Origin of the sequence: Marinitoga aeolica (assembly GCF_029910535.1) — a bacterium.
Classification (GTDB): domain Bacteria; phylum Thermotogota; class Thermotogae; order Petrotogales; family Petrotogaceae; genus Marinitoga; species Marinitoga aeolica.
This window is the reverse complement of record NZ_CP069362.1, coordinates 1,020,857-1,047,513: the sequence shown is the minus strand read 5'-3', so window position 1 is coordinate 1,047,513 and position 26,657 is coordinate 1,020,857. Positions and strand designations below refer to the sequence as shown.

At 26.4% G+C, this 26,657-nt stretch carries 25 protein-coding genes and 1 riboswitch; of the genes, 19 read left to right on the top strand and 6 right to left on the bottom strand.

Annotated features, from left to right (window positions below; all coding sequences use genetic code 11):
* Window positions 1–19 precede the first annotated feature (19 nt).
* The 6 genes from JRV97_RS04830 (at window position 20) to JRV97_RS04805 (ending at window position 7,409) form a co-directional block, all read left to right on the top strand.
* Complete coding sequence (locus JRV97_RS04830) at window positions 20–910, top strand: bifunctional enoyl-CoA hydratase/phosphate acetyltransferase (protein WP_281000727.1); 891 nt, start codon at window positions 20–22, stop codon at window positions 908–910.
* A 118-nt stretch (window positions 911–1,028) separates the two neighbouring features.
* Window positions 1,029–2,120 (top strand): PDDEXK nuclease domain-containing protein, encoded by a 1,092-nt coding sequence (locus JRV97_RS04825; protein ID WP_281000725.1) that lies wholly within the window; start codon window positions 1,029–1,031, stop codon window positions 2,118–2,120.
* Between the two features lie 17 nt (window positions 2,121–2,137).
* Window positions 2,138–2,749 (top strand): TetR/AcrR family transcriptional regulator, encoded by a 612-nt coding sequence (locus JRV97_RS04820; RefSeq protein ID WP_281000723.1) that lies wholly within the window; start codon window positions 2,138–2,140, stop codon window positions 2,747–2,749.
* A gap of 12 nt (window positions 2,750–2,761) precedes the next feature.
* Window positions 2,762–4,888 (top strand): efflux RND transporter permease subunit, encoded by a 2,127-nt coding sequence (locus JRV97_RS04815; RefSeq protein ID WP_281000721.1) that lies wholly within the window; start codon window positions 2,762–2,764, stop codon window positions 4,886–4,888.
* Window positions 4,889–4,945: 57 nt separating this feature from the next.
* Complete coding sequence (locus JRV97_RS04810) at window positions 4,946–6,607, top strand: AAA family ATPase (protein WP_281000719.1); 1,662 nt, start codon at window positions 4,946–4,948, stop codon at window positions 6,605–6,607.
* A 7-nt stretch (window positions 6,608–6,614) separates the two neighbouring features.
* Window positions 6,615–7,409 carry a patatin-like phospholipase family protein gene (locus JRV97_RS04805; RefSeq protein ID WP_281000717.1) on the top strand — a complete coding sequence of 265 codons (795 nt, stop codon included), beginning with the start codon at window positions 6,615–6,617 and terminating at the stop codon, window positions 7,407–7,409.
* A gap of 51 nt (window positions 7,410–7,460) precedes the next feature.
* On the opposite strand, the gene eno is transcribed toward JRV97_RS04805, so the two are convergent.
* From eno to sdaAB, 3 genes are all read right to left on the bottom strand, one after another.
* Window positions 7,461–8,750 carry a phosphopyruvate hydratase gene (gene eno, locus JRV97_RS04800; protein ID WP_281000715.1) on the bottom strand — a complete coding sequence of 430 codons (1,290 nt, stop codon included), beginning with the start codon at window positions 8,748–8,750 and terminating at the stop codon, window positions 7,461–7,463.
* 52 nt (window positions 8,751–8,802) lie between these two features.
* Window positions 8,803–8,864, bottom strand: a riboswitch (Fluoride riboswitch).
* 87 nt (window positions 8,865–8,951) lie between these two features.
* Window positions 8,952–9,815 carry an L-serine ammonia-lyase, iron-sulfur-dependent, subunit alpha gene (gene sdaAA / locus JRV97_RS04795; protein ID WP_281000713.1) on the bottom strand — a complete coding sequence of 288 codons (864 nt, stop codon included), beginning with the start codon at window positions 9,813–9,815 and terminating at the stop codon, window positions 8,952–8,954.
* On the bottom strand, window positions 9,815–10,462 hold the full coding sequence (sdaAB, locus tag JRV97_RS04790) for an L-serine ammonia-lyase, iron-sulfur-dependent subunit beta (protein WP_281000712.1): 648 nt from the start codon (window positions 10,460–10,462) through the stop codon (window positions 9,815–9,817). Before sdaAB ends, sdaAA begins: the two co-directional genes overlap by 1 nt.
* Window positions 10,463–10,562: 100 nt before the next feature.
* Here sdaAB and nadE point away from each other — a divergent pair, with 100 nt between their 5' ends.
* A complete protein-coding gene (gene nadE, locus JRV97_RS04785; RefSeq protein WP_281000710.1) occupies window positions 10,563–11,390 on the top strand; it encodes an NAD(+) synthase in 828 nt (275 codons plus the stop codon).
* A 4-nt stretch (window positions 11,391–11,394) separates the two neighbouring features.
* The gene (locus JRV97_RS04780) at window positions 11,395–12,993 is read left to right on the top strand and encodes an HD-GYP domain-containing protein (protein WP_281000708.1); all 1,599 of its coding nucleotides are present in this window, start codon (window positions 11,395–11,397) and stop codon (window positions 12,991–12,993) included.
* 28 nt (window positions 12,994–13,021) lie between these two features.
* Here JRV97_RS04780 and JRV97_RS04775 read toward each other — a convergent pair whose 3' ends face one another.
* From JRV97_RS04775 to JRV97_RS04765, 3 genes are read right to left on the bottom strand one after another with little or no spacing between them, the layout of a single operon-like run.
* Entirely contained in the window at window positions 13,022–13,426 is a 405-nt protein-coding gene (locus JRV97_RS04775) for a response regulator transcription factor (RefSeq protein WP_281000706.1), read from the bottom strand.
* A gap of 2 nt (window positions 13,427–13,428) precedes the next feature.
* Window positions 13,429–14,739, bottom strand: coding sequence for a PAS domain-containing sensor histidine kinase (locus JRV97_RS04770; RefSeq protein WP_281000704.1), 1,311 nt, complete (start codon window positions 14,737–14,739; stop codon window positions 13,429–13,431).
* Window positions 14,729–15,226, bottom strand: coding sequence for a hypothetical protein (locus JRV97_RS04765; protein ID WP_281000701.1), 498 nt, complete (start codon window positions 15,224–15,226; stop codon window positions 14,729–14,731). The genes JRV97_RS04770 and JRV97_RS04765 overlap by 11 nt, the downstream gene beginning before the upstream one ends.
* Window positions 15,227–15,389: 163 nt before the next feature.
* On the opposite strand from JRV97_RS04765, the gene JRV97_RS04760 reads away from it, so the two are divergent.
* The 11 genes from JRV97_RS04760 to JRV97_RS04710 are packed head-to-tail and all read left to right on the top strand — an operon-like array spanning window position 15,390 to window position 26,648.
* Window positions 15,390–16,436: a HEAT repeat domain-containing protein gene (locus JRV97_RS04760; protein ID WP_281000699.1), complete on the top strand. Its 1,047-nt coding sequence runs from the start codon at window positions 15,390–15,392 to the stop codon at window positions 16,434–16,436.
* Window positions 16,430–17,269, top strand: coding sequence for a CheR family methyltransferase (locus JRV97_RS04755; protein WP_281000697.1), 840 nt, complete (start codon window positions 16,430–16,432; stop codon window positions 17,267–17,269). Before JRV97_RS04760 ends, JRV97_RS04755 begins: the two co-directional genes overlap by 7 nt.
* Window positions 17,262–17,633 (top strand): response regulator, encoded by a 372-nt coding sequence (locus tag JRV97_RS04750; RefSeq protein WP_281000695.1) that lies wholly within the window; start codon window positions 17,262–17,264, stop codon window positions 17,631–17,633. The genes JRV97_RS04755 and JRV97_RS04750 overlap by 8 nt, the downstream gene beginning before the upstream one ends.
* A gap of 1 nt (window position 17,634) precedes the next feature.
* On the top strand, window positions 17,635–19,512 hold the full coding sequence (locus tag JRV97_RS04745; protein WP_281000693.1) for a chemotaxis protein CheA: 1,878 nt from the start codon (window positions 17,635–17,637) through the stop codon (window positions 19,510–19,512).
* Window positions 19,512–20,267 carry a ParA family protein gene (locus JRV97_RS04740; protein WP_281000691.1) on the top strand — a complete coding sequence of 252 codons (756 nt, stop codon included), beginning with the start codon at window positions 19,512–19,514 and terminating at the stop codon, window positions 20,265–20,267. The genes JRV97_RS04745 and JRV97_RS04740 overlap by 1 nt, the downstream gene beginning before the upstream one ends.
* Window positions 20,264–20,554: a hypothetical protein gene (locus JRV97_RS04735; protein WP_281000689.1), complete on the top strand. Its 291-nt coding sequence runs from the start codon at window positions 20,264–20,266 to the stop codon at window positions 20,552–20,554. The genes JRV97_RS04740 and JRV97_RS04735 overlap by 4 nt, the downstream gene beginning before the upstream one ends.
* 49 nt (window positions 20,555–20,603) lie before the next feature.
* Complete coding sequence (locus JRV97_RS04730) at window positions 20,604–22,538, top strand: methyl-accepting chemotaxis protein (protein ID WP_281000687.1); 1,935 nt, start codon at window positions 20,604–20,606, stop codon at window positions 22,536–22,538.
* A gap of 13 nt (window positions 22,539–22,551) precedes the next feature.
* Window positions 22,552–24,060 (top strand): chemotaxis protein CheW, encoded by a 1,509-nt coding sequence (locus JRV97_RS04725; RefSeq protein WP_281000685.1) that lies wholly within the window; start codon window positions 22,552–22,554, stop codon window positions 24,058–24,060.
* On the top strand, window positions 24,057–25,124 hold the full coding sequence (locus JRV97_RS04720; RefSeq protein ID WP_281000683.1) for a protein-glutamate methylesterase/protein-glutamine glutaminase: 1,068 nt from the start codon (window positions 24,057–24,059) through the stop codon (window positions 25,122–25,124). The genes JRV97_RS04725 and JRV97_RS04720 overlap by 4 nt, the downstream gene beginning before the upstream one ends.
* Window positions 25,117–26,253: an HD-GYP domain-containing protein gene (locus JRV97_RS04715; protein WP_281000681.1), complete on the top strand. Its 1,137-nt coding sequence runs from the start codon at window positions 25,117–25,119 to the stop codon at window positions 26,251–26,253. Before JRV97_RS04720 ends, JRV97_RS04715 begins: the two co-directional genes overlap by 8 nt.
* Window positions 26,254–26,255: 2 nt before the next feature.
* Complete coding sequence (locus tag JRV97_RS04710; protein WP_281000679.1) at window positions 26,256–26,648, top strand: response regulator; 393 nt, start codon at window positions 26,256–26,258, stop codon at window positions 26,646–26,648.
* Window positions 26,649–26,657: the final 9 nt, after the last annotated feature.

The following is a 26,657-nucleotide window of genomic DNA, read 5'->3' as shown; positions in this document are numbered from 1 at the left end:
GTCAAAGGGGGAATTAAAGTTGAAAACATTAAAAGAAGTAATAGAAAAAGCAAAGAGCTTAAACAAAAAAAGAGTAGTAGTAGTTGGTGCAGAAGATAAGGAAGCATTGAAAGCAGTATCTGCAGCATATGATGAAGGTTTTGTAGAGCCTGTATTAGTTGGTAAAAAAGAAATTATAGAGGAAAATTTAAAAGAATTAGGTAAAGAATTTGATATTATTGATGCAAAAACAGAAGAAGAAGCTGCAGAACAAGGAGTAAGGTTAGTATCTTCAGGAGCCGCGGATATAGTTATGAAGGGCTTAATAAAAACATCAAAATTATTGAAAGCGGTTTTAAATAAAGAATGGGGTTTAAGAACAGGTAGTGTGTTAAGCCATGTAGCAATAGTTGAAACAGAAGCATTAGATTCATTAAAAATAGTTACAGATGGCGGAATGATAATAAAACCAACATTAGATCAAAAAGTAGCAATAATAAATAATGCAGTAGAATTAGCTCATTCAATGGGAATAGAAACACCAAAAGTAGCATTATTAGCAGCAGTTGAAGTTGTAAATCCAGATATGCCAGAAACAATGGATGCAGCAATAATAACTCAAATGAATAAGAGAGGACAAATTAAAGGATGTATTGTAGATGGACCTTTGGCTTTAGATAATGCTTTAAGTGAAATGGCTGCTAAAATTAAGAAAATAAAGAGTGATGTTGCTGGACATGCTGATATATTAGTAGTTCCAGATATACATGCAGGAAATGTTTTAGGAAAATCTGCAATATATCTTGCAAATGGAAAAATAGCAGGACTTGTTTTAGGAGCAAAAGCTCCAATTGTTATTGTTTCAAGAGCAGATACGGCAGAATCAAAATTAGCTTCATTAGCATTAGCGGTATTAAAAGCAGAAAACTAATACATTATCGATGTCTGAAAGACCCGAAAGGGTCTTTTTTTGTTGACAAAGTAAAAAAAAAGAGTTATAATTAAATCGAACGTTCGTTTGAAATTAATTATAAGTGAGGATGAAAAAAATGAGCGATCTATTAAAAGATAATGATTATGCTAATTGGTTAAAAGATTTAAAGAAAAAATTCAGAGAAGCACAGCTTAAAGCAGCTGTTAAAGTTAATTCAGAACTACTTAACTTTTATTGGGATCTTGGAAAAGAAATTGTTGAAAAACAGAAAGAAGAAAAATGGGGAACAAAATTTCTTGAAAGGTTAAGTAAAGATTTGATGTCAGAATTTCCTGATGTAAAAGGTTTTTCATTAAGAAATTTAAAGTATATTCGACAATGGTATTTGTTTTGGAATAAAGTTAATGAAATTGGGCAACAAGTTGTTGCCCGATTCGAAATTGAAAAAAAATTACAAATTATTGAACTAATTACACAAATTCCATGGGGACATAATCTTACGATAATTTCAAAATGCAAAGCTCCAGAAGAAGCTTTGTTTTATGTAAAGAAAACCATAGAAAATGGATGGTCAAGAAATGTTTTGACCCATCAAATAGAAAGTAATTTGTATGAAAGAACAGGAAAAGCAATTACAAATTTTGAAACAACATTACCAGCTATTCAATCCGATCTTGCTAAAGAAACGTTAAAAGATCCATATTGTTTTGATTTTCTTACAATAAAAGAAGATTATAACGAAAAAGAACTTGAAGATGATTTGCTAAATCATCTAACAAAATTCTTACTCGAACTCGGAAATGGATTTTCATTTTTAGGAAGACAATACAAACTTGAAATAGGAGAAGACGAATTCTATATAGATTTATTATTTTATCATGTAAAGCTTCATAGCTATGTAGTTGTTGAATTAAAAACAGGAAAATTCAAACCCGAATATGCTGGAAAATTGAATTTTTATGTTTCTGCTGTAGATAATATATTAAAAACAGAAATGGATAATCCAACCATAGGATTACTTATTTGTAAATCAAAAAACAATACAGTAGTTGAATACTCTCTGCGAGATATCTCAAAACCAATAGGTGTAACTGAATATAAGATAACAAAAGATTTACCGAAAGAATATAAATCTTCTTTACCTGAGATTGAAGAAATAGAAGAAGAATTGAGTATGATTGAAAAAAAGAAAAAACATAAGTTATAATTAAATCGAACGTTCGTTTGAAAGGTGGTGAAATTATTAATTCATTAAAAGAAAAGATATTAAATACCTCTATAGAATTATTTTATAAAAAGGGTTTTGAGGCAACAGGTGTCAGAGAAATATCAAAGAAAGCAAAAGTTAGTCCGTCTATGATAAATTATCATTTTGGTTCTAAAAAAGGTATATTAAAAGAGATAATGGAACTTTTCTTTTCTTATATGGAAGAGTATTTAAACAAAGAACACGTAGAAGAAAAAAAATTTGAAGAAAGAATCAGAATGGCAATTAAATCTTTAGTAATAGCATTAAGAAAAAATGAGAAAATGTTTAAAATCATAATGACACAAATTCCAGATGATGATATTGATTTAATAGAATATAGAACAGAAAAAATGAAAAAAATCATATTAGGAAAAATATTTTTAGATGAATTTAAAGGATTTAATAGTAATGTTAAGTATGAAATAATAGGTCCAGCATTAAGTGGTATGATATTTTCACACTTTTTATTAAAAGATATTGCTACTCAAATTTCAGGAAAAATATTTGATGATGAATTTTATGAAATTTATCCAGATTATATAGCAGATATATATTTATATGGAGCTTTAAAAAAATTAAAGGAATAAGGAGATGGTGTTATGGAAAGATATGTAGAATTTGTATTTAATAACAGAAAAAAACTATTGATATTATTAGTAATAATTAACATTACCGCATTAATAGGATTATTTCAAATTAGACTGAATGTTGATATGAAAGCCTTTTTACCAAGTAGTTCTGAATATTTAGATAGTTATTCTATTATAGAAAAAAAGTATGATTTATCAGATCAACTTATGGTGATGTTAGAAACAGATAAAAATCCATTAGAAGATTTAGATTTATATAGAAAATTATGGTCATTGCAAAGAGAATTGGAGAGTATAAAAGGAATAAATTTTATTTCCAGTTTATTTCCTCAATCATTTCCTGGATATAATATAAAATCTCCTGAGGATATTAATGAGAATTTTTTAAATAAAATTTCTCAAATATCTATGTTTAAAGATAAGTTCTTTAAAGAAAAAGATGGGAAATATTATACCTTACTAACAATTCCTTTAAAAACTGACGATTTTAAAGTAATAGATAAAATTGAGGAAGTATTAAAAGCCGTTACTCATTATAACGGTGGAACGTTATATTTTACTAAAAAATTATTTGATTATCTGTTGAGTATAGTTATATTTTTGCCACCATTTGCATTTTTAACAATGTTATTAATCTTTTCTCTTCAATTAGGGTCAAAGAAACTAGCATTATTTTCTGTTATACCTGCAGGATTAGGTGCATTATGGACATTAGGATTAATGGGATGGTCTGGAAGGGAATTGAGTTTAGCAAGTGTTTTAGTTCCAATTTTTACAATTATCATGGGTAGTGCTGATGGTATGCATTTTTTAACTCATTATGTAGAATATATAGAAAGAGGATTAGATAAAAAAAGTGCAACTGTAGAAACATTAAAAAGTACAGGTATTGCAATGATAATGACAACAGTTACTACAATAATAGGATTTATTTCCATGGTATTTATTAATTCAAATATGATGAAAGAAATGGGTTTATGGACATCATTTGGTATAGGTTTTGCTGGCATAGCAACATTATATATATTACCTGTAATTATTGCTGGTGATGTTGAACTAAAAAGAAAAAAAGCACATATGTTTGATGCAAGCTTTGTTAAAAAATTTTGGAATAGAAAGGGAGTATATACGTACATAATATTAATTTTGATATTTGCATTATTAATTCCATCAATTACAATTAAATTTGATCAGATAAGTATGTTTAAAAAATTCACTAAAGTAAGAAAAGATTATGAGAAATTATCATCAGTATTTGATTTTAATATACCTGTCATGGTTGATTTTCAAACAAAGAAGGATCCATTAGATAAAACATATTTAGATGAAATGAAAAAACTGGAAAATACGCTGAGCGATAATATATCTATGTTTAATTATCCACAACAATTTTTAGATGTAATGGGAAAAGAATTTTTTAATTTCAAATCGTATCCAAATCCTATTCAAGTATTAATAATAAAAAATGCAGTTAAAAATAATCCATCTATACCATTATTTGATTTAATAAAAGGAAAGAGCTATTTAGGAATAATAACCACAAAAGATAATAATCAAGATACATTAGAGAAAATACAAAAAGTTGTATACAATTTAAAGAACGAAGATGTGTTTACTGATATAAAAGTATCTGGAATGCCTTATGTATTTAATGAAATGAATACTACAGTTTTAAATAGTCAAATAAAAAGTATTATTATTAGTTTGATATTGGTGTTAATATCTATATTTATAATGATAAGAAGTATAAAAATTTCTTTTTATGGAATACTGCCATTATTAGGCGCTTTAATTGTTGAATTTGGAGTAATGGCATTATTTAAAATACCGCTAAGTATACTAAGTGCATTGATGGCTAATATTACAATAGGTGTTGGTGTTGATTATGCAATTCATATGATAGGAACATATAGATATTATAAGACAAGGAGTAAAAATCCAATAGAAGATACATTTAATGTTGTACAAAAACCAATATTAGCTAATGCTATAGGATTGGCATTAGGATTATCAATTTTGAATTTTTCACCATTTGCTTTCCATACATATTTATCGATAATAATGTGGGTAGGTATGATTAGTGCATCGATGTTCACATTAATGTTATTACCAAATTTCTTAAAAAGTGAAAGATAAAAGGAGTTCGTAAGAACTCCTTTTTGTTATGATATAATTGAGGTGGAGGTGGAAATGATGAAATTAAAACGGCTACCAATAGGTCGGAGTGATTTTAAAAGTATAATAGAAGACGATATGTATTATATAGATAAAAGTATGCTGATAAAAGAAATAATAGAAAGTGGAGATGTAATATTAATAACCAGGCCAAGAAGGTTTGGAAAAACATTAAATATGAGCATGATGAAATATTTTTTTAGAAACGATCAGGATAATAAACATTTATTTGAAGGACTAAAAATCTGGAATGAAAAAGAGATAATAGAAAAATATTTAAATAAATATCCTGTTATATATATAACGTTTAAAGATTTAAAACAAAAAAATTATGAAGATATGATAAAATCGGTAAAATATACAATAACGGATTTATATAGAAAACACAAAGAATCAATAGATGTATTGGAAGAATTTGAAAAAGACGATTATATAGAAATAGCAAAAGGTATTGCAGATAATGTAAAATATGAAAACAGCCTAAAAAATCTAAGTGAATATCTCTACCGATATTACAAACAAAAAGTAATATTATTAATAGACGAATATGATACACCAATACAACAATCATATTTAAATGGATATTATAATGAATTCATAAACTTCATGGGAAATATATTAGGAAATGCATTAAAAGACAATGAGTATTTAGAAAAAGGGGTATTAACAGGAATAACAAGAGTGGCAAAAGAAAGTATATTCACAGGAGTAAATAATCTTCAAGCATCAACAGTATTGAGTGAATTATTCAATGACAAATTTGGATTAACATGGGAAGAAGTAGAAAAAACATTAAAGGACTATGGATTAGAATATGAAAAAGAAAAAGTAATAGAATGGTATAATGGATATAATTTTGGAGGATTAGAAATATACAATCCATATTCAATAATAAATCTGGCAAGAAATAAAGGTGAAATAAAATACTATTGGATAAATAGCAGTGGAAATGCATTAATAAAACAACTAATAAGAGAAAGTACAGCAGAAGTAAAAACAAAAATAGAAGAATTAATAGAAGGAAAAGAAATAGAAAGTAGTATAGATGAAAATTTAGTATATGGAGATTTAGACAAAAGCACAGAAGAAAGCATATGGACATTATTTCTATTCACAGGATACTTAACCTGGACAAAACATACAGGCGAAGAAGGAGAACCGAGATATAGTCTTAAAATAACAAACAAAGAAACATTACAATTCTTCAAAAAAACAGTGGTGGATATAATAAAAGAAAGTAAAATACATTATGAAAGCATATTAATGGAATTAATACATGAAAACTATGAAGAATTTAAAATAGCATTTAAAAAGATAGTAGAAAGAACAATAAGTTATTTTGATGTAAGTGGAGAAGAACCAGAAAGGTTTTATCATGGATTAATACTGGGAATGGTAGTGGGACTAAGCAAAAAATACATAGTAAAAAGCAATAGAGAAGCGGGATATGGAAGAGCAAATTTAATATTAATACCTAAAGAAAAAACAGAACCAGGAATAATATTTGAATTCAAAAAACATTACATAAAAGAAGGGGATTTAAAAAACAGTGCAGAATTAGGGATAAAACAAATAGAAGAAAAAGGATATGAAGAAGAAATAAAAAGTTATGGAATAGAGAAAATTATAAAAGTTGCAATTGCTTTTGATAAGAAAAATGTGGAAATAATAGTGAAATAAAAAATTGATGGGATGTGGGAGTATAAAAAAATTTATAGTAATTTTATTGCTATTATTAAATGTTATAGTTTTTTCAAAAACATTGTTAGTGCTCGGTGGCGGTGGAGCGGCTGGAGCATATGAAATAGGTGTATTGAAATATATAACTGAAAATAATGTTGAAATAGATGGAATTTATGGAGTTTCAGCAGGAGCATTAAATGGAGCGGGTTTTGTTATGGGTAAATTAGATGAAGTAGAGAAATTATGGAAAAGTATTGATGATGATGATATTTTTGATTTAAACATAAAAGATCATCACCCCAAGTTAAAACCGTTTGTTTTTGATCCATCACCGTTATACACATTTTTGAAAAAAATTATATCTGAAGATTTAATTTTGAAATCAAAATACGATTATGGAATATTGACATTTAATATGACAGATTTTAAACCTGTTTTTATAAGAAAAGAAGAAATGAAAGGAAAAATGGTGGATTTTATATTTGCAAGTGCAAGTTATCCTTTATTTGGAGCTATTGAGATAGATGGGAAAAAATATACTGATGGAGGAGTATTTTCTAATACATATCCAGCATTATTAGCAGAAAAATATGGTTATGATGAGGTTATAGCAGTATATCCTGTAATAGATTTACCAACAGATTGGGTAATATATTCTATTTTAAAGACAAAAAAGAATATAATAATTATTAGACCTTCAGATTCTGTTCCATTTCCATTAGATTTTTCACCTGATTATTCCAAAACATTAATAGAAATGGGTTATGAAGATGCAAAAAAAATTTTATCTAAAAAATAGGGAGATAACAAATCTCCCTATTTTTTTATTTACACAAAATTTTTTATGGTCTCATCTTACAAAACCATTTCTTCCAGCATATTCAGCATTTTTTCCCAATTTCTTTTCAATTCTTAATAATTGATTATATTTTTCAATTCTTTCTCCTCTACAAGGAGCACCAGTTTTAATATGCCCTGTATCCATACCCACAACAAAATCTGATATGAAACTATCAACAGTTTCACCACTCCTATGAGATACCATTGCCCCCCAACCAGCACTATATGCTAATTTTATTGCAGCAATAGTTTCAGTTAAAGTTCCAATTTGATTTAATTTTATTAAAGCACTATTGGCTACATTTTCTTTAATACCTTTCTCGATTCTTTTTACATTAGTAACAAATAGATCATCACCTACCAGCTCGATTTTATTACCAAGTTTTTTATTTAGAATTTTCCACCCTTCCCAATCGTCTTCGGAAAGTCCGTCTTCAATTAAAATAATAGGATATTTTTCTATCCATTTAGCATACATATCAACCATTTCTTCAGCAGTTAGCTTTTTTCCTTCTGACTTTAAAATATATAAGTTTGAATCTGAATCATAAAATTCACTTGATGCCGGATCCATGGCAATTGCAATATCTTCCATAGGTTTGTAACCCGCTTTTTCTATAGCTTCTACTATAACTTCAAGAGCTTCTGAATTAGATTTTAATGAAGGAGCAAATCCACCTTCATCACCAACACCTACAGAATATTTTTTTGATTTTAAAACAGATTTTAGAGTATGATAAGTTTCACTAGCCCATCTTAAAGCTTCTCTAAAATTTGGAGCGCCTACAGGACAGATCATAAATTCCTGAAGATCAGGGCCTTGCCAATTCGCGTGGACACCACCATTTAATATATTAAACATAGGAGTAGGTAACCTTTTAGCAGTGATTCCTCCAATATATTCGAAAAGTGGTATTTTTAAATAATTAGCAGATGCTCTTGCAATAGCAAGACTAACTCCTAAAATGGCATTAGCACCTAAATTAGCTTTATTCGGAGTACCATCCAACTCAATCATTAAATTGTCAATATCTTCTTGATCAAATGAACTTAATCCAATAATTTTTGGAGCAATTTTTTCATTGACGTTGTTAACAGCTTTTAAAACACCTTTTCCATTATATCTTTTTTTATCACCATCACGTAACTCTACCGCTTCATGAACACCTGTAGATGCGCCTGAAGGAACCCCAGCAACTCCAATAGTTCCATCTTCTAAAGTTACTTCTACTTCAACAGTAGGATTACCTCTTGAATCTAAAATTTCCATAGCAGAAACATTTTTAATAATAGCTCTCATTTTTTCTACCTCCTTATAAAAATAAACCCCTATATTGATAGTAAAAAATACTACCATTATAGGGGCTATCATCTCTAATGAGAAATTATGGTGAGCTCCATCACCTATTAATTTTTTCAATGCTCTATAATTAATTATAACATAATATGTTATAGAATTAATAAGGAAATATATATAATAAAATATAAATCGATTAAAATTTTATTTCCAGCTCTTTCTAATATCTTCAACTAATTTTTTAGCAGTTGGTGTAGCTGCGATTCCACCATTTCCGGTTTCTCTTAAATCCTCATGCATCATTTTTCCAACTCTATACATAGCATCAACAACTTCATCAAACGGAATTACACTTTCAATACCAGCTAAAGCCATTTCTGCTGTGGTAATAGCAACATTTGCAGCAGATGCATTTCTTTTTACACATGGTACCTCAACAAATCCCCCAACTGGATCACAAACAAGTCCCATTAATGATTTTAATGCTAAAGATGCAGCATGACCACATTTCTCAGCATCTTTTGAAAAATAATATGTTAATGCAGCAGAGGCCATAGCAGCAGCTGTTCCAATTTCTGCCTGACACCCTCCAGCTGCTCCAGATATAGTAGCTTTTTTTGCAACAATATTTCCAATTGCACCAGCAATTATAAATGATGAAACTAAATCATTAAAAGAAGCATTATGAATAGTTTTTAATGCGTATAGTATTGCCGGTACAACGCCACAGGCACCTGCAGTCGGGCATGCGACAATTCTACCCATTGCAGCATTATTTTCTGCTGTAGATATCGCAGTTACAGTTGCAACATAATTGAATTCACTTAATAATTTCGGAGAGTGATTTAGTAATTTTGGTGCATTGTTTCCGGTTAAACCAGTTAAACTATCGTGTTTTTTTCCGTAATTTTTTTCAGCTTCTGTAAGCATTACTTCAACCAATTTTTTCATATTATTTCTAATAATAGTTGGATCCATACCTGTTTCAACCATTTCTTCAGTTAATATAATTTCTTCAAAAGGAATATTTGTTTCTTTCCACATATCTAAGAGATGTTTAAATGTCATTAATTATCACTTCCAACATAAAAATATTTAATTACACATTCTAATTTTTCTAATTCGTTTAAATTAGAAGGTTTTTCATCTAATTCTAAAATTGTTAGGGCTCGACCTTCTAGTATATTTGTTCTTTTTAAATAGAGATTTGCAACATTGACATGGATAATACTTAGAATATTTTCTAAAGCTCCTTTTATATCCTTATTGACTATAATCAGAGTATTATAGTCTCCAGATAAATCACAATCTACACCATTTATTTTAGTGATTTTTATTGCACCGCCACCAATAGAAGCACCCTGTATTTCGTTTATTTTATCTTCTTTCTTTAATCTAATGAGAACAGTATTTGGATGAACATCACCAAGATCAGATTTTATAAACGTATATTTAAGATTATTTTTTTTTGCTAATTCATATGCGTTTTTAATATCATAATCATATTCTCGTAATCCTAAAACGCCGGCAATTAAAGCTCTATCAGTTCCATGTCCTAAATAAGTTTTTGCAAAAGAACCGTGTAAATAAAATTCCACTTCATCTGGAATGCCTTCAATGAGTTTATATGCAAATCTGGCAATTTTTAATGCTCCAAGCGTATGAGAACTTGAAGGACCAACCATAACAGGACCGACTACATCAAGCATACCCATAGTTTCACCTTCTTTTTATTTATATATTAATTATAGCATATATAATGGATATTATGTATTTTTTTTGTAACATGAGTTATAATAATATGGGGGCGATATTATGATTAAAAAAATAGAATCGTTTATAGAAGAAAAGATAAAAGAGTATGAATATAACGGAGCTATGATAGGAATAAGTGGTGGAATAGATTCTGCTGTGGTTGGAAAATTATGTGTGGAAGCACTTGGAAAAGAAAACGTAAAGGGGTTAATATTACCAGAAAGGGATTCATCACCAGAAACAATTGAAGATGCTAAATTGGTATGTGATTTTTTGGGGATTGATTATAAAATTGTAAAAATATCTCCAATTTTAAGAAAAATAGGTGTATATAATTTAGAACCACCCACGTTTTTTATACCAAGAAAGATTCAGGAAAATTATGTTAAAAAAGAATTCGAAAAAAGAAATTATATAAACGATTTAAAAAATCAAGGAGATAAAGATTTTTTAAAAGGTTTAGCATATTATAGGATAAAGCATAGAATAAGGATGGTATTATTATATTTTTATGCAGAACAAATAAATTATGCAGTTGTTGGGACCACAAATAAAACAGAATTAAAAACAGGATTTTATGTAAAATATGGAGATGATTCTGTAGATATAGAACCTATAATGCATTTGTATAAAACACAAGTGTTTGAATTAGCAAAAGAGTTAAAAATACCGGAAAAGATAATAAATAAATCACCTTCACCTGATTTAATTCCTGGAATAACAGATGAATATGCAATGGGTATTAGTTATAATGATTTAGATAGAATATTAATTAAAATAGAAAACAATGAAGATTTAAGCAATGAAGATAAAAATATGGTTGAAAAAGTAAAAGAAATTTTGAAAGCAGCTAAATATAGAGAAATAAAAAATATTTACATGGAGTGATAATATGAATATTGAATTAAGCCGTAATGTTGTAAATAATTTTACTAAACTCATTGAAATGCTGGAAACAATTTTTGATGAAACACAAAATATGGATGAATATTATGAAAAATTATTGGAATTAGCAATAAAAACAATTCCTGAAGCAGATTATGGCTCTTTAATAATGATTATACCAGAAAAGAATTCGTGGATATGGTTGGCAACTGTAGGACATAATAAAAATTTATTATGTAATATGACGTTTTATATTAATAGAAAAAATTTAAAAGAGGGATTAATTTTTGTGGATGGAAATATATTAGAAAAAACAAAGGAGAATATGTCTGAATATTCGTATAGGATAATAAAAAAAGCGTCAACGCCTATCAAACAAACAATAGCATACCATCTGAAAATAACAGAGAAAATATGGATGGGATTTGCACTTGATATAGATGCTAATAGCAATAAAACTTTTTCTGAAGATTCAATAAATATATTGAAATTATTTGGAAATTTAGCAAAAATATTTTTAAAAAATAAAATAGAAAAGGATAAAATAAATGAATTGAATAAAGAATTAAAATTCAAAAATTATGAATACCAAAAACTTAATGAAGAAATGCATAATAAGTATAAAATATTTATTGATTCTATTCATCAATTGTCTCAATTGTTAATTTCATCTGATGATGAAAAATATTTAATTAAAGAATCTTTAAGAATTTGTGCAAAAATCATACCTTTTTTTGAAAAAGCGATTTTTGCTAAAAGAATGGATAATAAGATAATTATTAAAGATAGTATAGGATATGAAAATTTAATGGTAGAAAAGCTTAAAATTAAAAGAGAGTTTAAGGAAAAAAATATGAATATAATAACTTTTTCAGAAATAGAAGGAGATTTTTATCAAATTAAAGTAGTTTCATCATATTATATATTTATAAAATTAAATGAAAAAAACAGAGAATATCTTGTTGATAAATATGATTTATCTTCTAAATATGAAAATATACTGTATTCATTAATTGAATTGAAAGACAGATTAAATAAAGAGAAATTGTTTTCAAAAAATTTAATTAAAGCATTTATTAATTTATTTGATAAAAATACTGCATATAAATTAAATCATTCTGAAAAAACTGCATATTATGCGACATTAATAGGAAAAGAAATGGGATTTGATGAAAAACAATTAGAAAAACTATATTGGGCAGCAATATTACATGATATAGGTAAAATTGGAATACCACAAAATATTTTAGTTAAAAGTTCAGCTTTAACTTTGGAGGAATATGAGAATATAAAAAAACATACTTTATTGGGCTATAATATTATTTTAAAATATTTGGGAGATAAAGAATTAGCTAAAATTGTCAAATATCATCATGAAAGATGTGATGGCAAAGGTTATCCAGAAGGACTAAAATGTAAAGAAATACCTTTAGAATCTAAAATAATAGCTGTTGCTGATGCTTATGCAGAAATGATTACAAAAAAGGCATATAGAACAACATTATTGAAGAAAGAAGCAATAAAAAGAATTAAAGAAAATAGTGGAACACAATTTGATCCAATGATTGTAGACATATTCATTAATTATTTAGAATCAAAAAAATAAATTAGACGAAACCTTTTTAAGGTTTCGTCTAAAATGAATTTCTAAAGGCATTTCTCCAACGTTCTATTCTAGCAAATGAACATTTTAATATTTCTTCAATTTCTTTTGTGGAAAAAGGTTTTAATAAATAATCATCAGCGCCTGCTTCTATAGATTCAAGAACTCTTTCCATTGTGGAGTTTCCTGTAATCATAATAACCTGTATGAGTGAATTTAAATCTTTAACCCTTCTTAAGAATTCAAAAGCATCAAGTCCAGGCATTACTATATCTAATAAAATAATATGGTATTGGTCTTCGGTTACTTTTTTTAAAGCAGTATCTGCATTTTCTGCAGTTTCAATTTTTGTGTGTTCAAAATTCATTTCAATATAATCCTTTAAAACTTCTCTAATGCCAGGTTCATCATCAACTATTAATACTTTCCAGGCCATTTTTAATCCCCCTTTATTTTAGAAATTTTTAATATAAATTTGGTTCCTTTATTTACTTTACTATCAACATTAATTTCAATTTTATGCTTTAGACATATATTATATACGAAAAAGAGACCATATCCCATACCATGTTTTGATTTTGTGGTAAAAAATGGTTCAAAAATTTTCTTAATATTTTCTTTAGGGATACCTTCTCCGTTATCTTCAATAATTACAGTATAAAAGGTTGGGAGTTCATTAATTGAAATGTTAATAAATCCTGTTTTTTTGGTGGAGTTAATAGCTTCAATAGCATTTTCTATTAAATTTGAAAAGACGATCATTAATTCTTGTTTGTTACCTTTAATATAGTGTGGTTCCCAGGAATTAGAACTTAAATTTATTTTTATATTCGAAGGTGCTTTAAAACGCATAAATTTCACAACATTTTTTATAATTTCTATTAAATCGATTTTTGTTTGTGAAATTTCACCTTTTACTAAAGCTTTAAATAACCCTGTAATTTCAATTATTCTATATACATTATCAATAATACTTTTAACATATCCTTGATATTTTTCATCTATTAAATTACTTAACATTTCCGATTTCATTAAAACAATAGATAGAGGGTTATTTATTTCATGAAACATACCAACGATTAAATTATTTGCGATTTCAAGATAATCGAATACCTTTGTTCCTTCTCTTTTAGAAAATATATTAAAAATACTTTCAGAATGTTTTGATAATATTTCAATAGAATTGTTAATAAGAGGAATAATATTTAAAGGGATATCTTTTTTTAATTTGTAATAATAAGTATTTTCAAAAAATTCAAAATAATAGGGGCTTTCCTTCTCTTTTGAAATAAATAAAATAAAATCATTATGTTGAATTAATTTAATAAAATTTTCTTCAATTTCATCTTTATTTAAATATTGAATTGAAAATAAAAAAGATAGACTTTTATTATAGAAATCTGTTAGTGAATAAAGATATTTAAGTTTGGTATTAATGCTTATTTCAGATATATATTCTTTTGATTTTGGATATAACTCCATTATATATTCTTTTTCATTTAAAGGATGAAGATTTAAAATAAAATAGTTTTTATTTTTAAAGATTTTTTTATTTTTTCTTTCAGATGAATAAAATGTAGAATGATTCTTCAAAATACTTTTTAGCATAGAATGAAAAAGTGGATTAATTAAGTTAAACAAATTTTTTTCTTTAAAAAAAACGTCAAAAGAAAAATTGCTATTAAGAATGTTTCCATCAATATCAATTATAGCAATGGGAGTGTTTAAATTATTAATATCAATTTCCATCATTAATCCCCTCGCTATATGCAAATAAAAGATATCCTGAAATATTTAATGTTTCTACTTCGAATTTGATTGTAATACCAGTTATAATTTTATCTTCGACTTCTGAGAATTTATATATTATTGGAGGTGTAAAAATTAAATTTTTTTCATTTTTTGCAATTACGCTAATAACATTTCCACAAATAATATTACCTATTTCTAAAAAAGAATCCAATACATCCTCTGGTTGAATATTTTCTATGTTTTTAAATTGTTCTATTAACCCCAAAAATTTTAGAAAATCAGAAGATAATAGTGTAAAGTAAAAATCCCATATTTTATTTGCGTTTTTTGCAGATTTAAACATAATATAAAAATTTTTATTTATATTTTCTCTTAATTTTATTTTTTTAGGAGGATTAGAGCTCATTTTTATATCAAGTCCAGTTAATTCTTTTAAAATATGTTCAGCTTTTTTAATTCCCTGCTGTATTAAATTTTCTTTCATATTTAACACCTCTAAAAATATCTATTATTATAATTATAGCATAAAAACGAAAATAATAAATGTAAATTATATTATTAAAGTAATATAGAATTAAAGATATTTTAGAGTTGGTGTTAAAATGTGGTATAATTTCAATGAGGTTTAGAGTAAAGGAGAGATTATGATGAATATAAAAAAAATGTTATATTCTTCTAATGAAAAAGAGCTTTTAAAAGCACTTGAGATAATTGCTGAAGAGCAAAAGAACAAATATGCGAAAGATTTATTTAAAATGTTAAAATACGAAAATAATATAATAGTTCAAGAAGCCATAATCAATACTTTAAAGCAGTTAAATTTAGAGAATATTCCAGATGAATTATTTTTGAATTTATTAAGTGATGAAAAATTATTATTAAAAGAATTTGCATTATCCCTTTTAAGTATATCAAAAAAAATTAAGGTATTAGGAAAATTAATTGAAAGTGAAGATAAAGATATTAGAAAATATGCATTAGATGGACTTTATAGGACAAAAGAAAAAGAAGCAATTAAATATATAGCTAAATGTTTGAACGATCCAGATATAAATAATCAAATTGCAGCAATAGAGTATTTGGGATTATTAGGAGCGAATGAATATGCTGAAGAGATATCAGAAAAATTAAAAACAGCAAAAAATCCATTTTTAATTACCACTATACTTGAAACTCTGTCTTTAATAGGTAATGAAAAAACAGATAAAATAATAGATGAAAAAATAAAAAAATTAAATAAACCATATCTGATTATACCATATTCTAAATATATATTCAGCAGAAAAAATGTTTTTGAATGCATAGATTTTTTTGCTAACAATAAACATAAAAAAATGATTATAAATGATTTTCTGGAATATATTTTCAGGAATTATAAAAATATAAAAATATATCAAAAATTAAAAAATAAATTAGGGGAAATATTGATAGATATTTTGAAGTCAGAGGATTTTGATACATATAAATACGATATTTTGATTGTTTTAAACAATTTGTTTGAAGATGAAATTGAGGATATATTGAAAGAAAATATAAAATATTTAAATGATGAAGGAATAATGGCAGCAGTTGAAATAGTAAATGAAAGAAAATTAACGTCTCTAAAAGAGGATCTTCAAGAAGTTAAAGAAAAATTTTCTGAAGAAGTTAGAGCAATTATTGATGATGTTTTTTTGGAGATGAAAGAATGGTAGATACAATAAATTATAATAAAATAAGAGATTATATATATGAAAAAACAGGAATATATATTGAAGAGAAAAGGATGTATTTTTTTAAAAACAGGGTTATTAAAAGGATAAAAAAACTCGCATTAGATAATCCTGAAACATATTACAATTTTTTAGTAAAAAGCGAATACTCTGAGATGGAGTTAAAAAAACTAATAAGCGAAATAACAATAAATGAGACGTATTTTTTTAGAGAATTTCCTCAATTAAAAGTTTTTGCAGAATATGCATTAAATGATGTAATTAAAAGGAAAAGTAATAAATATATTAAAGTGTTATCTGCTGGTAGTGCCTCTGGTGAAGAACCTTATACATTATCTATAATTTTAAAGGAAATGCTTGATTATGGTTTTGATTATAAAATAGATGCTCTGGATATTGATCCAATAATGGTATTAAAGGCAAGAAGTGCAGTATATAGTGATTATTCTATTAGAGATGTACCTAAAGAATATTTAGCAAAATATTTTGAAAAAGAAGGAAATAATTATAAAGTAAAGGATATAGTGAAAGATAAAGTAAATATATATAATCTTAATTTAATTGAAGATGAAACATATGAAAAATTAGATGATGATTATGATTTTATCTTTTGCAGAAATGTGTTTATATATTTTTCAGATGAAATTAGAAAAAAGATTGTAACTAAATTTTATACGATTTTAAATGAAGGGGGCTATATATTTTTAGGTCATTCTGAATCTATAAACAGAATAACAAATGCTTTCAGGATTGTAAAGGCAAACGATTTCATATTATATCAAAAACCGTCTGAAGGAGGGGCAAATAATGTATAAAATTCTTGTAATAGATGATTCTAAGATGACAAGAAGTTATCATGCCAGTATTTTAAAAGCGGCAGGATATGAGGTACTTGAAGCAGAAGACGGTGCAAAGGCTTTAGATATATTATATAGAGAAGGAGATATAGATCTTATATTAACGGATTTAAATATGCCAAATCTCGATGGTTATACAATGATAAAAAAGATTAGAGAAGATGAAAATTATAAAGACATACCAATAATTATTGTAACGACGTTAGATAAATCTACAAATAAAATGAAAGGGTTTGAAGTAGGAGCCAATTTTTATATAGTAAAACCATCAGACCCAGAATCATTAATAGAAAGTGTAAACATAGCGCTTGGAGAGGATTAAAATGAATTTTGATAAAAAGTTTATAGAAGGTATATTAACCGATTTCCATGAAGAAGTGGAAGAAAACATCAATTTAATTGAAATGAATTTGGTTGATTTTGAAAAAACGAGAAATTTTAAATTAACTAATTCAATAATGCGAGGATTTCATAGCCTGAAGGGAATATCAAGGCTATTATTATCTATGGAAATACCCGATAGATATATTGAAAAGATAAAAGCTTTAGAAAATATTTCACATAAATTGGAGGATTTGACATTAACTCTTGGAGAAAAGATGGACGAAAAAAAAATCGATATGTTATATGAGGGATTAGACCTGATAAAAAAAATAAGAAAATCATTTGAGGATGAAAGTGTAAGTATAGATATTTCAGATTTTATGAAAAATATTGAAAATATAAAAATAAAAAAGGATAAAGAAACGAGTTTAATAGAAACGAAATTGAAATTATTAATAAATTTAAAAGAACAATTTTTTGAATATTTAATAAATGCAGAAGAATATGATATGCTTCAAATAGAAAGAATGAAAAAGCCTATTATGAATATTCTAATGAAAATAGACAATAAGAAACTAATTCACAAGTTTGAAGAAATAATAAAATATATTCAACAAAAGAATAAAAATAGCATTAAAAAAACCATTGATGAATTTGATAAAATTTTATATAATAAGAAAGATGAAAAGGTTGAAGATGTTAGTATAGAATTTTCAGATACAATTAGAGTAGATATCAAAAAGATTAATAACATAATGAATTTAGTAGGTGAATTAATAACTATAAAAAATACTTCATCATTTTTGTTAAAAGAATTATATAAGATATCTCCGGTATTATATAAAGAATATTCCATGATTTTTTCAAATTTAGACAAGATAAGTGTTAATCTTCAGGAGCAGATTTTAAGTTTGAAAATGGTGCCTATAAAGGAATTATTATATAGATATAAAAGATTAATAAGGGAGTTAGCTAAAGAAAAAAATAAAAAAATATCATATGAAATCTCAGGTGAAAATATAGAATTGGATAGAATTTTATTGGAAAACTTATCTGATCCGCTAACTCATTTAATTAGAAATGCAATTGACCATGGAATAGAAACTATTGAGGAAAGAAAAAAGCTTGGTAAAAATGAAGAAGGATTAATAAAAACAAATGTGTATTATGAAAGTGGTTATGTGTATATTGAAGTTATTGACGATGGACGTGGTATTGATTCAGAAAAAATTAGAAAGAAAGCAAAAGAATTAGGGCTTAATACGGAAAAATCAGATGAAGAAATTATTAATTATATTTTTGAACCGGGATTTAGCACTGCAGAAGAGGTTACAGAAATCTCTGGGCGCGGAGTAGGAATGGATGTGGTAAAAAATAACATAGAAAAATTGAATGGAAAGATTTTTATCGAAACTAAAAAAGGACAGGGAACAAAAATCACATTAAAAATTCCTAATTCATTAATGAATGTAGAGGGCATCATGTTTTATATTGAAGAAAATAAATATATCTTTCCATTTGAAGAGGTAGAGAAGATTATTAAGGTAAAAAAAGATAAAATACATAACTATTCTAATCAGATATTTGTTGAATATAATGATGAAATTATTCCCGTTTTTGATTTAAAGGGTATTTTAGAGAATAAGGAATATTCATATGAAGAGATAATAAGTAGAGAATATAAATATGATTTATTACCGATGGTTATAATTGATAATGGTAATGCAGCTATATTAATAGATGAATTGATAGAAGAGAATGAATTTTTGGTTAAACCATTACCAGAATATTTAAAACATAAATTTATATATGGTTCAACAATTTTAGGAAATGGAGATATAGTATTGATTCTTAGACCATCAGGATTGGTGATATAATGGCTGAAGTTATTGTTTTCGCTAATAGAAAAGGTGGTAGTGGGAAAACAACACTTGCATATAATTTAGCCAATGTTATGAATAAAAAAACATTATTAATAGATTTTGATTCTCAAGCACATTCAACTGTTTATGCAGGCATAAATCCTTTTGATGTGAAGTATGGAATATATGAGATGATAGTGGATTATTTAAATACAGGGAAATATCAAAATAAAACTTTAAATATTCATAATATAGATATTATTCCATCAAACCAAAATTTAGCAGCACTTGAAATTGAATTAGCATCATATGAAGGAAGAAATTTTGTTTTAAAGGATATATTAATAGATTTTCATAATAAATACGATTATATTTTTATAGATACACCTCCAAGTTTAGGATTATTGACGATTAATGCGTTAAACGCTTCTGATTATTTATTAATACCAGTAAAAAGTGATTTCCTGTCTTTAGTAGGACTATCTCAAATGATGGAAATCTATTATAAAGTAAATACTGAAAATCCAGATTTAAAATTTCTTGGTGTAATTCCGACAATGGTTGATAAAAGGACAAAAATTTCAAAGGAAATAATAAATGAGTTAAAGAGAATTTTTGGAGAAAAAAAGGTATTAACTCCACTTAGAAATGATGTAAAGCTTATAGAGTCATCAAGTCATGGAATACCAATAAAAAAATATGCGCCAAAATCAAGAGCGGCATTAGATATAAGAAAAATTGCAAAAGAAATACAGGAGTTGGTTAAATGAAAACATTAGGACGTGGTTTAAATGTATTTTTTAATTCAGATAATTTATTTAAAAAGGCATTAGAATTGGATGAAAAGGGAAATATATTTTATGCTTTTCATTATTATATGAAAGCAGCAGAAAGCAATGAAGAAATTAAATCAAAAGCATTAAATAATGCTGCAGTTATATTAGCGGAAAATGGTTTTGAGAAAGAAGCTATAGAATTATTAAAAAAATCTTTAGAAGCTAATCCTGATAATAAAGAAGCAAAGGAAAACCTTGAATATTTGGAGGGAATGTTTTGACTAAAATGAAATTATAAAAAATTATATGTTGATATAAGGGGGAATTGAAATGGAAGAAAAAAAATTACTCTCTCCTGAGTCACAAAAAAAACCCGGAATAATGAAGATTAAAGATGAAGAACTTAAGAAAAAAAGAGAAGAAGCTCGTCAAAAGGCTATGGAAAGAGCTAAAAAGCAAACAATTATAAAGAGACAGGTTATTGCAGAGAATTTAACATCATCCTCTGAAGAATTGTTGGCGGCTGTTGAACAGATTAGTTCCAGTGTTGAAGAATTATCAAAATCCATGATGCAAATAAGTTCCGGAACAGAACAAATATCAAATTCCATTCACGAAATAAGAGCAGCAATATATCAAATAAATAAAAATTCAGAAAACATAAAAAAAGAAGCAAATGATATTTTATATGAAACGGATAAATCACAAGTTCAAATTTTACAATCAATAAATAGTGTGGATACGTTGATAAATTCTGTAAATAAAACTATAGAATTTAATAAAGAAACAAACGAAAATATTATGGAATTAAAAGAAAAATCTCAGAAAATATCTGAAATAATTAATTCCGTAGTTTTAATAGCCGATCAAACAAATTTGTTATCATTAAATGCAGCAATAGAAGCAGCAAGAGCTGAAGAATATGGTGTTGGATTTGCTGTAGTAGCTGATGAAGTTAGAAATCTTGCAGAAATTTCGGAGATTAATGCAAAAAGCATAGAAAAATATATAGGTAATCTCAGGAAAAGTATGGATTTTGTAATTGAAAATGTGGAAAAATTAAGCGAATTTTTTAAGAATCAGGGAGATTTAGGAAATGATATAAATGAGGATTTTAAGAAAATAAGAGAAGTTTTTGAAGAGGTTAAAAATAATATAAATAAAGAAATGAATATAATAGAAGAATTTGCTGAAATATCAGAAAAATATTTATCTTCTGCAGAAAATGTTGTATCTTTTTCTGAACAGGTGGCAAGGGAGTCAGAAGATATTTCTATTTCTTTGCAAGAAGAAGAAAAAGCATTTATTCAAATTTCCCAGGCATCTCAAGATTTAGTTGACGTTTCTGAAAAAATTTTAAATTCAGTAGAAGATAAAACATCTTTAGAATTGTTATCAACTTCAATAGATGAATTGTTTAATGTAATGGAAGAAGCTTATGATGGATCAGAAAATATAAAATCTCACCTTGAGCAACTTGAAAAAATTTCATCGGTATTTGCTGGAGAAATGGATAATATGAATACTTTAGTAATAAAATTCTATGAATTATCTCGTGAATTATTGGAAACAAATAAAAAGGATAAAGATGTTCTTAATGAAATATATAAGAAGGTTAAAGAAGATAAAGATAAAGTAAATGAATTAATAAAAAATATAACTCAAACAAATGATGGATTTTCAAATATATATGCAAATATAAAAAAGTTATCTTCAAATTTTAAGCAAATAAATAATATTATTTCTAAAATGGAGAAGATGTCTATTCAAATAAATATGTTAGCTGTAAATGGATTTATTGAAGCTGCAAGAGCAGGAGAATCCGGAAAAGGTTTTTACGTTGTTTCTAATGATATTAGAGAGTTATCAAAAAATTCAGAAGAAAATTTAGAATCGATTAAAATGGTTCTTGAAGAGATAGACGAAAATATAAAGAGTTCAGAAGAAAATGTTTATGAAAACCAAAAAAGAGCATATTCAGGGATATTAGAGGCAAATTCATCGATATATGCTATTGTTGAAATAGAAAAAAATTTAAATAATCTATTGAATAAATATGATTCTATTACGCATTCTATTTCAGAAATAACAATAGCGATTGAACAATCTAAAAGAGCTGTAGAACAGGCTCAAAGCGCTGTTGAAGAATCGTTTGCATCTATTGAAGAAGCTTCTAAAGCCTCGTTAGAACATGAAAGAGGAATAAATGAAATGTTGAAAGTGGTAAAAGAGATAATGAATCAATCAAGTGATTTGCAACTCTAAGAGGTGCTGACTTATGAATTATATCATATTTTCTCTGGATAATCAGGAATACTGTATTCCAATGAATAATATTGAAGAAATTATAGATATGAAGAAAATCACAAGAGTTCCCATGTTTCCAGAATATATTGAAGGATTAATCAATTTAAGGGGAGAAATAATCCCTATTGTTAACTTAAAGATAAGAATGAAATATAAAACTGAGTATAATAATCTTTCAAAGATTATTATACTTCAAGGTCAAAAAAGATATGGGATTATGGTAGATTCAATAAAAGGGATTTTAAATAAAATAGAAGAAAAAATAGATACGAAGTCTCAATATATTGAATCTGTTTTGAAGAACAAAAATAAAGAATATCTTTTGTTAGATATTAATAAAATAATTGATATAGAGAAAACAGTTTTTATGAATTCTGAGTCTCATAAACAAAGTAAAGAAAACGTCAAAAATATAAAAAAGAAAAAGATAATTACTTTTAAAATTAATAATGAAATATATGGTTTTGAAATAAAAGATATATTTGAAATAATTAATTATATTGAACCGGGTAAAATACCCAATGTAATAAATTATGTTAAAGGAATAATAACCGAAAGAGAAGAAACAATACCAATCATAGATTTAAAGGAATTATTATATAATACAGAGTCTAAAATTACAGAATATACTAAAATTGCAATAATTGATATAGATCAAATTAAAATAGGTTTAATTGTTGAAAATATTCATAGATTAATTGAAGTGGATAAAATAAAAGAAATACCATTTATAATAAAGGGTAAAAATATTTTAAGTGGTTATATTAAGACAGATGAATTTTCTGCTGTAATATTAAATCTTTCGGATGTTTTAAATGATGATATAAAATCACTAAACAAAAAAAGCGAAAAAAAAATTAAGAATGAAAAAAGAAAAACCAAAAATAAATATATATTGTTCGAAGTAAATAATGAGAAATATGCTATTGAGATGAATTTAGTTAGGGAAGTGAATAGAATTAAAAACATAACTAAAATTCCATATTCATCACCATATATTCGTGGAATAATGAATTTAAGAGGTGATGTATTACCATTAATAGATTTAAAGATTAGATTTGGTAATTCTAAAGGTATAGAAGTTTCTCAATTTTCAAGAATAATGGTTGTTAATGTAGAAAACCAATTGATAGGATTTCTTGTTGATTCCGTAAATAAATTAGTATCAATGGATTATATTCAGCTTAAATCAGATAGTAGATTTATAAAAGGATTGGGAGAATATAATGGGGATTCAATCCTTCTTCTGGATTTAAAAAAAGTTTTAAATAAAAATGAATTAGATGCTCTGAATAAAAGTATTGAAAAATCTAAAATAAGAAAAAAAGAAAAAATTGGTAATAAAAAGGATGTTCAAAATGAGGAATCAAAAAAAGATATTGAAAAGGCAAAGAAATTAGAAAATAAATTCATTGAAAAAAATGAAAATAAAGAGAGTAAAACCAAGAAAAGAAATGTTAAATTAAAACGATCGAGGTGATTGTTATTCAGAAAATAAAAATATTAATTGCTGATGATTCGCCATTAACAAGAAAAATATTAAAGATGTTGATTGAATCAGATGAAAAATTGAGAGTAATAGGGGTAGCAAGAGATGGAATTGAAGCAATTGAAAAAACAAATGAATTAAATCCAGATGTCATAATAATGGATATAAAAATGCCAAATATGGATGGATTAACGGCATTACAATATATTCTTGAAGAAAAAAATATTCCTGTTATTGTTGTTTCTTCTTTAGGGGAAAGAAGTTCAGTGATAGCTTATGAAGCACTTGAATTAGGAGCTTTTGATTATATTGAAAAACCCGCTGATTTATATTATTTAAAGGATGAACTAATAAAAAAGATTCATGCAGCATATATATTTTCTTTGTCAGAAGAAGCAAAAAAAGAATTTTTTTCCGAGAAAGAAATTTCATATAAACCAAAAGAGAAAAAAGAAATTACAACTCCAGTAAAAAGTGATTTTTATGCTGTTGCAATAGGTATTTCAACAGGAGGTCCAAGAACAATATATGATGTTTTACCAAAACTCCCTGCAAACTTAAATGCAGCAATTTTTTTAGTGCAACATATTCCCGCACAGTTTACCAAAACTTATGCTGAAAGATTAAATGCTAGTTGTGAGTTAAAAGTTGTTGAAGCAGAGGATGAAATGGAAGTTAAGCCGGGAAATGTTTATGTAGGAAAAGGTGGATATCATTTAAAATTGAGAAAAGGATTGGATAGTTTAAAGATAATGTTATCCAAATCTCCAAAACATGTTTTTATGCCTTCAGTGGATATAATGATGGAGTCTGTTTTAGATAATTTTAATGATAAAACCATAGGTGTATTAATGACTGGTATGGGAAATGATGGAGCTAACGCAATGGTTAAAATAAAACAAAATGGAGGGTATACTATAGCTGAATCTGAAGAAACAGCAGTTGTTTTTGGAATGCCTGCTGAAGCTATTAGGTTGGGAGGCGCAGATATAACCTTACCTTCTTATAAAATAGCTGAGGAAATTATAAAGAAAGCAGGATTGAGATATGGATAAAAATTATGAAGAATTAAAAGCTCTTAAAAAAGAATTAGAAGAAGCATATGAACAATTAGAAATTTCATATAAAGAATTAGAAGAAATAAATAGTAAATTTGTCAGGGTTACAGATTTAATAACAAATATATCTATAGATATATCTATGAAAAATTATTTTGGTAAATTATTATCCTATTTTGTTGAGTTAATTCCTGAAATTTCATATGGTTGTGTTTTAAAAAAAGAAGGAGATTTTTTTAGATTTGTTTCAACATTAGGACATAGCAAAAAATTATTGTTAGATACAGCTATTTTAACAGAAGAATTTATTGAAATAAAGGAAATTGAGAATTTTTACAGTACCTATATTAAAAATTATGATTCATTGAAAGATAAAATATTTTCTGCTCATAAAAGTCTTGTGATACCGCTTAAAACATATGAATTGTATGGATATATAATTTTGGATTTAAAAGACAAAATAATTAAAAAGGTTGAAATAGATTTAATTAAAGTTATGAGCAATATAGCATCTAATTTTTTAATGTCAAGAGAATTATATAGTCAGCAAAAGAATTTTTTAAAAAATACGGCATTTGCATTTTTAAAAGCTGTAGATTTTTATGATCCATATACAAAAGGTCATTCTGAAAGGGTTTCTTACTATGCAACAACACTTGCTAAAATAATAGGGAAAGAAGAAATTATAAATGATATTTTTCTTGCAAGTGCTTTACATGATATTGGAAAGCTTTCAATACCTCAAAGTATATTATTAAAGAAAGAAAAATTAACTTGTGAAGAGCTTGAAAAAATTAAGGAACATCCTGTTAGAGGAGAGGAATTGGTCAAAACATTTGAAGGATTTGAAAAAATAGGAAAAATAATAAGACATCATCATGAAAGATATGATGGAAATGGATATCCTGATGGACTAATTGGAGAGGAAATACCATTTGAATCAAGAATAATTACAGTGGTTGATGCTTTTGATGCTATGACAACAGCAAGGCCTTATAGAAACTCATTATCTATTAATGATGCAATAAGAGAAATTATTAAAAATAAAGGAAAACAATTTGACCCATATCTGGCAGATGAATTCATAAAATTTTTAAAAATAAATAAGTTTTTAGAGGAGGTATAATTATGGGGAAGATATTGATTGTTGATGATGACAGTGTAATTAGAAATGTTCTTAAAAAAGTTTTAGAAAGTGAAAATTTTCGAGTTGATGTAGCAGAAGGAGGAAATAAGGCTATAGAATTAATAAAAAATACAGAATATGATGTAATTTTGCTTGATATTATAATGGAAGATTTAGATGGCATAGAGGTATTAAGAAAAACAAAAAAGATTTCTCCGTTAACAATAATTATTATGATGACGGCTTATTCAAGTCCAGATTATGTTTTACATGCATTGACACTTGGAGCTACAGATTTTATTGAAAAACCATTTGAACCAGAAAATATAATAGAATTAGTAAAAGAGAATGTTGAAAGAGTAAAAAGGTGGAAAAAGACTTTGGGATTATTATGAGGTGTTAAA

Excerpts from the sequence above, each read along its gene's own strand:
- JRV97_RS04825 (WP_281000725.1), top strand. The coding sequence starts at position 1,029 with ATGAGCGATCTATTAAAAGATAATGATTATGCTAATTGGTTAAAAGAT.
- JRV97_RS04815 (WP_281000721.1), top strand. The coding sequence starts at position 2,762 with ATGGAAAGATATGTAGAATTTGTATTTAATAACAGAAAAAAACTATTG.
- JRV97_RS04810 (WP_281000719.1), top strand. The coding sequence starts at position 4,946 with ATGAAATTAAAACGGCTACCAATAGGTCGGAGTGATTTTAAAAGTATA.
- JRV97_RS04805 (WP_281000717.1), top strand. The coding sequence starts at position 6,615 with ATGGGATGTGGGAGTATAAAAAAATTTATAGTAATTTTATTGCTATTA.
- eno (WP_281000715.1), bottom strand. The coding sequence starts at position 8,750 with ATGAGAGCTATTATTAAAAATGTTTCTGCTATGGAAATTTTAGATTCA.
- sdaAA (WP_281000713.1), bottom strand. The coding sequence starts at position 9,815 with ATGACATTTAAACATCTCTTAGATATGTGGAAAGAAACAAATATTCCT.
- sdaAB (WP_281000712.1), bottom strand. The coding sequence starts at position 10,462 with ATGGGTATGCTTGATGTAGTCGGTCCTGTTATGGTTGGTCCTTCAAGT.
- nadE (WP_281000710.1), top strand. The coding sequence starts at position 10,563 with ATGATTAAAAAAATAGAATCGTTTATAGAAGAAAAGATAAAAGAGTAT.
- JRV97_RS04780 (WP_281000708.1), top strand. The coding sequence starts at position 11,395 with ATGAATATTGAATTAAGCCGTAATGTTGTAAATAATTTTACTAAACTC.
- JRV97_RS04775 (WP_281000706.1), bottom strand. The coding sequence starts at position 13,426 with ATGGCCTGGAAAGTATTAATAGTTGATGATGAACCTGGCATTAGAGAA.
- JRV97_RS04770 (WP_281000704.1), bottom strand. The coding sequence starts at position 14,739 with ATGGAAATTGATATTAATAATTTAAACACTCCCATTGCTATAATTGAT.
- JRV97_RS04765 (WP_281000701.1), bottom strand. The coding sequence starts at position 15,226 with ATGAAAGAAAATTTAATACAGCAGGGAATTAAAAAAGCTGAACATATT.
- JRV97_RS04760 (WP_281000699.1), top strand. The coding sequence starts at position 15,390 with ATGAATATAAAAAAAATGTTATATTCTTCTAATGAAAAAGAGCTTTTA.
- JRV97_RS04755 (WP_281000697.1), top strand. The coding sequence starts at position 16,430 with ATGGTAGATACAATAAATTATAATAAAATAAGAGATTATATATATGAA.
- JRV97_RS04750 (WP_281000695.1), top strand. The coding sequence starts at position 17,262 with ATGTATAAAATTCTTGTAATAGATGATTCTAAGATGACAAGAAGTTAT.
- JRV97_RS04745 (WP_281000693.1), top strand. The coding sequence starts at position 17,635 with ATGAATTTTGATAAAAAGTTTATAGAAGGTATATTAACCGATTTCCAT.
- JRV97_RS04740 (WP_281000691.1), top strand. The coding sequence starts at position 19,512 with ATGGCTGAAGTTATTGTTTTCGCTAATAGAAAAGGTGGTAGTGGGAAA.
- JRV97_RS04735 (WP_281000689.1), top strand. The coding sequence starts at position 20,264 with ATGAAAACATTAGGACGTGGTTTAAATGTATTTTTTAATTCAGATAAT.
- JRV97_RS04730 (WP_281000687.1), top strand. The coding sequence starts at position 20,604 with ATGGAAGAAAAAAAATTACTCTCTCCTGAGTCACAAAAAAAACCCGGA.
- JRV97_RS04725 (WP_281000685.1), top strand. The coding sequence starts at position 22,552 with ATGAATTATATCATATTTTCTCTGGATAATCAGGAATACTGTATTCCA.
- JRV97_RS04715 (WP_281000681.1), top strand. The coding sequence starts at position 25,117 with ATGGATAAAAATTATGAAGAATTAAAAGCTCTTAAAAAAGAATTAGAA.
- JRV97_RS04710 (WP_281000679.1), top strand. The coding sequence starts at position 26,256 with ATGGGGAAGATATTGATTGTTGATGATGACAGTGTAATTAGAAATGTT.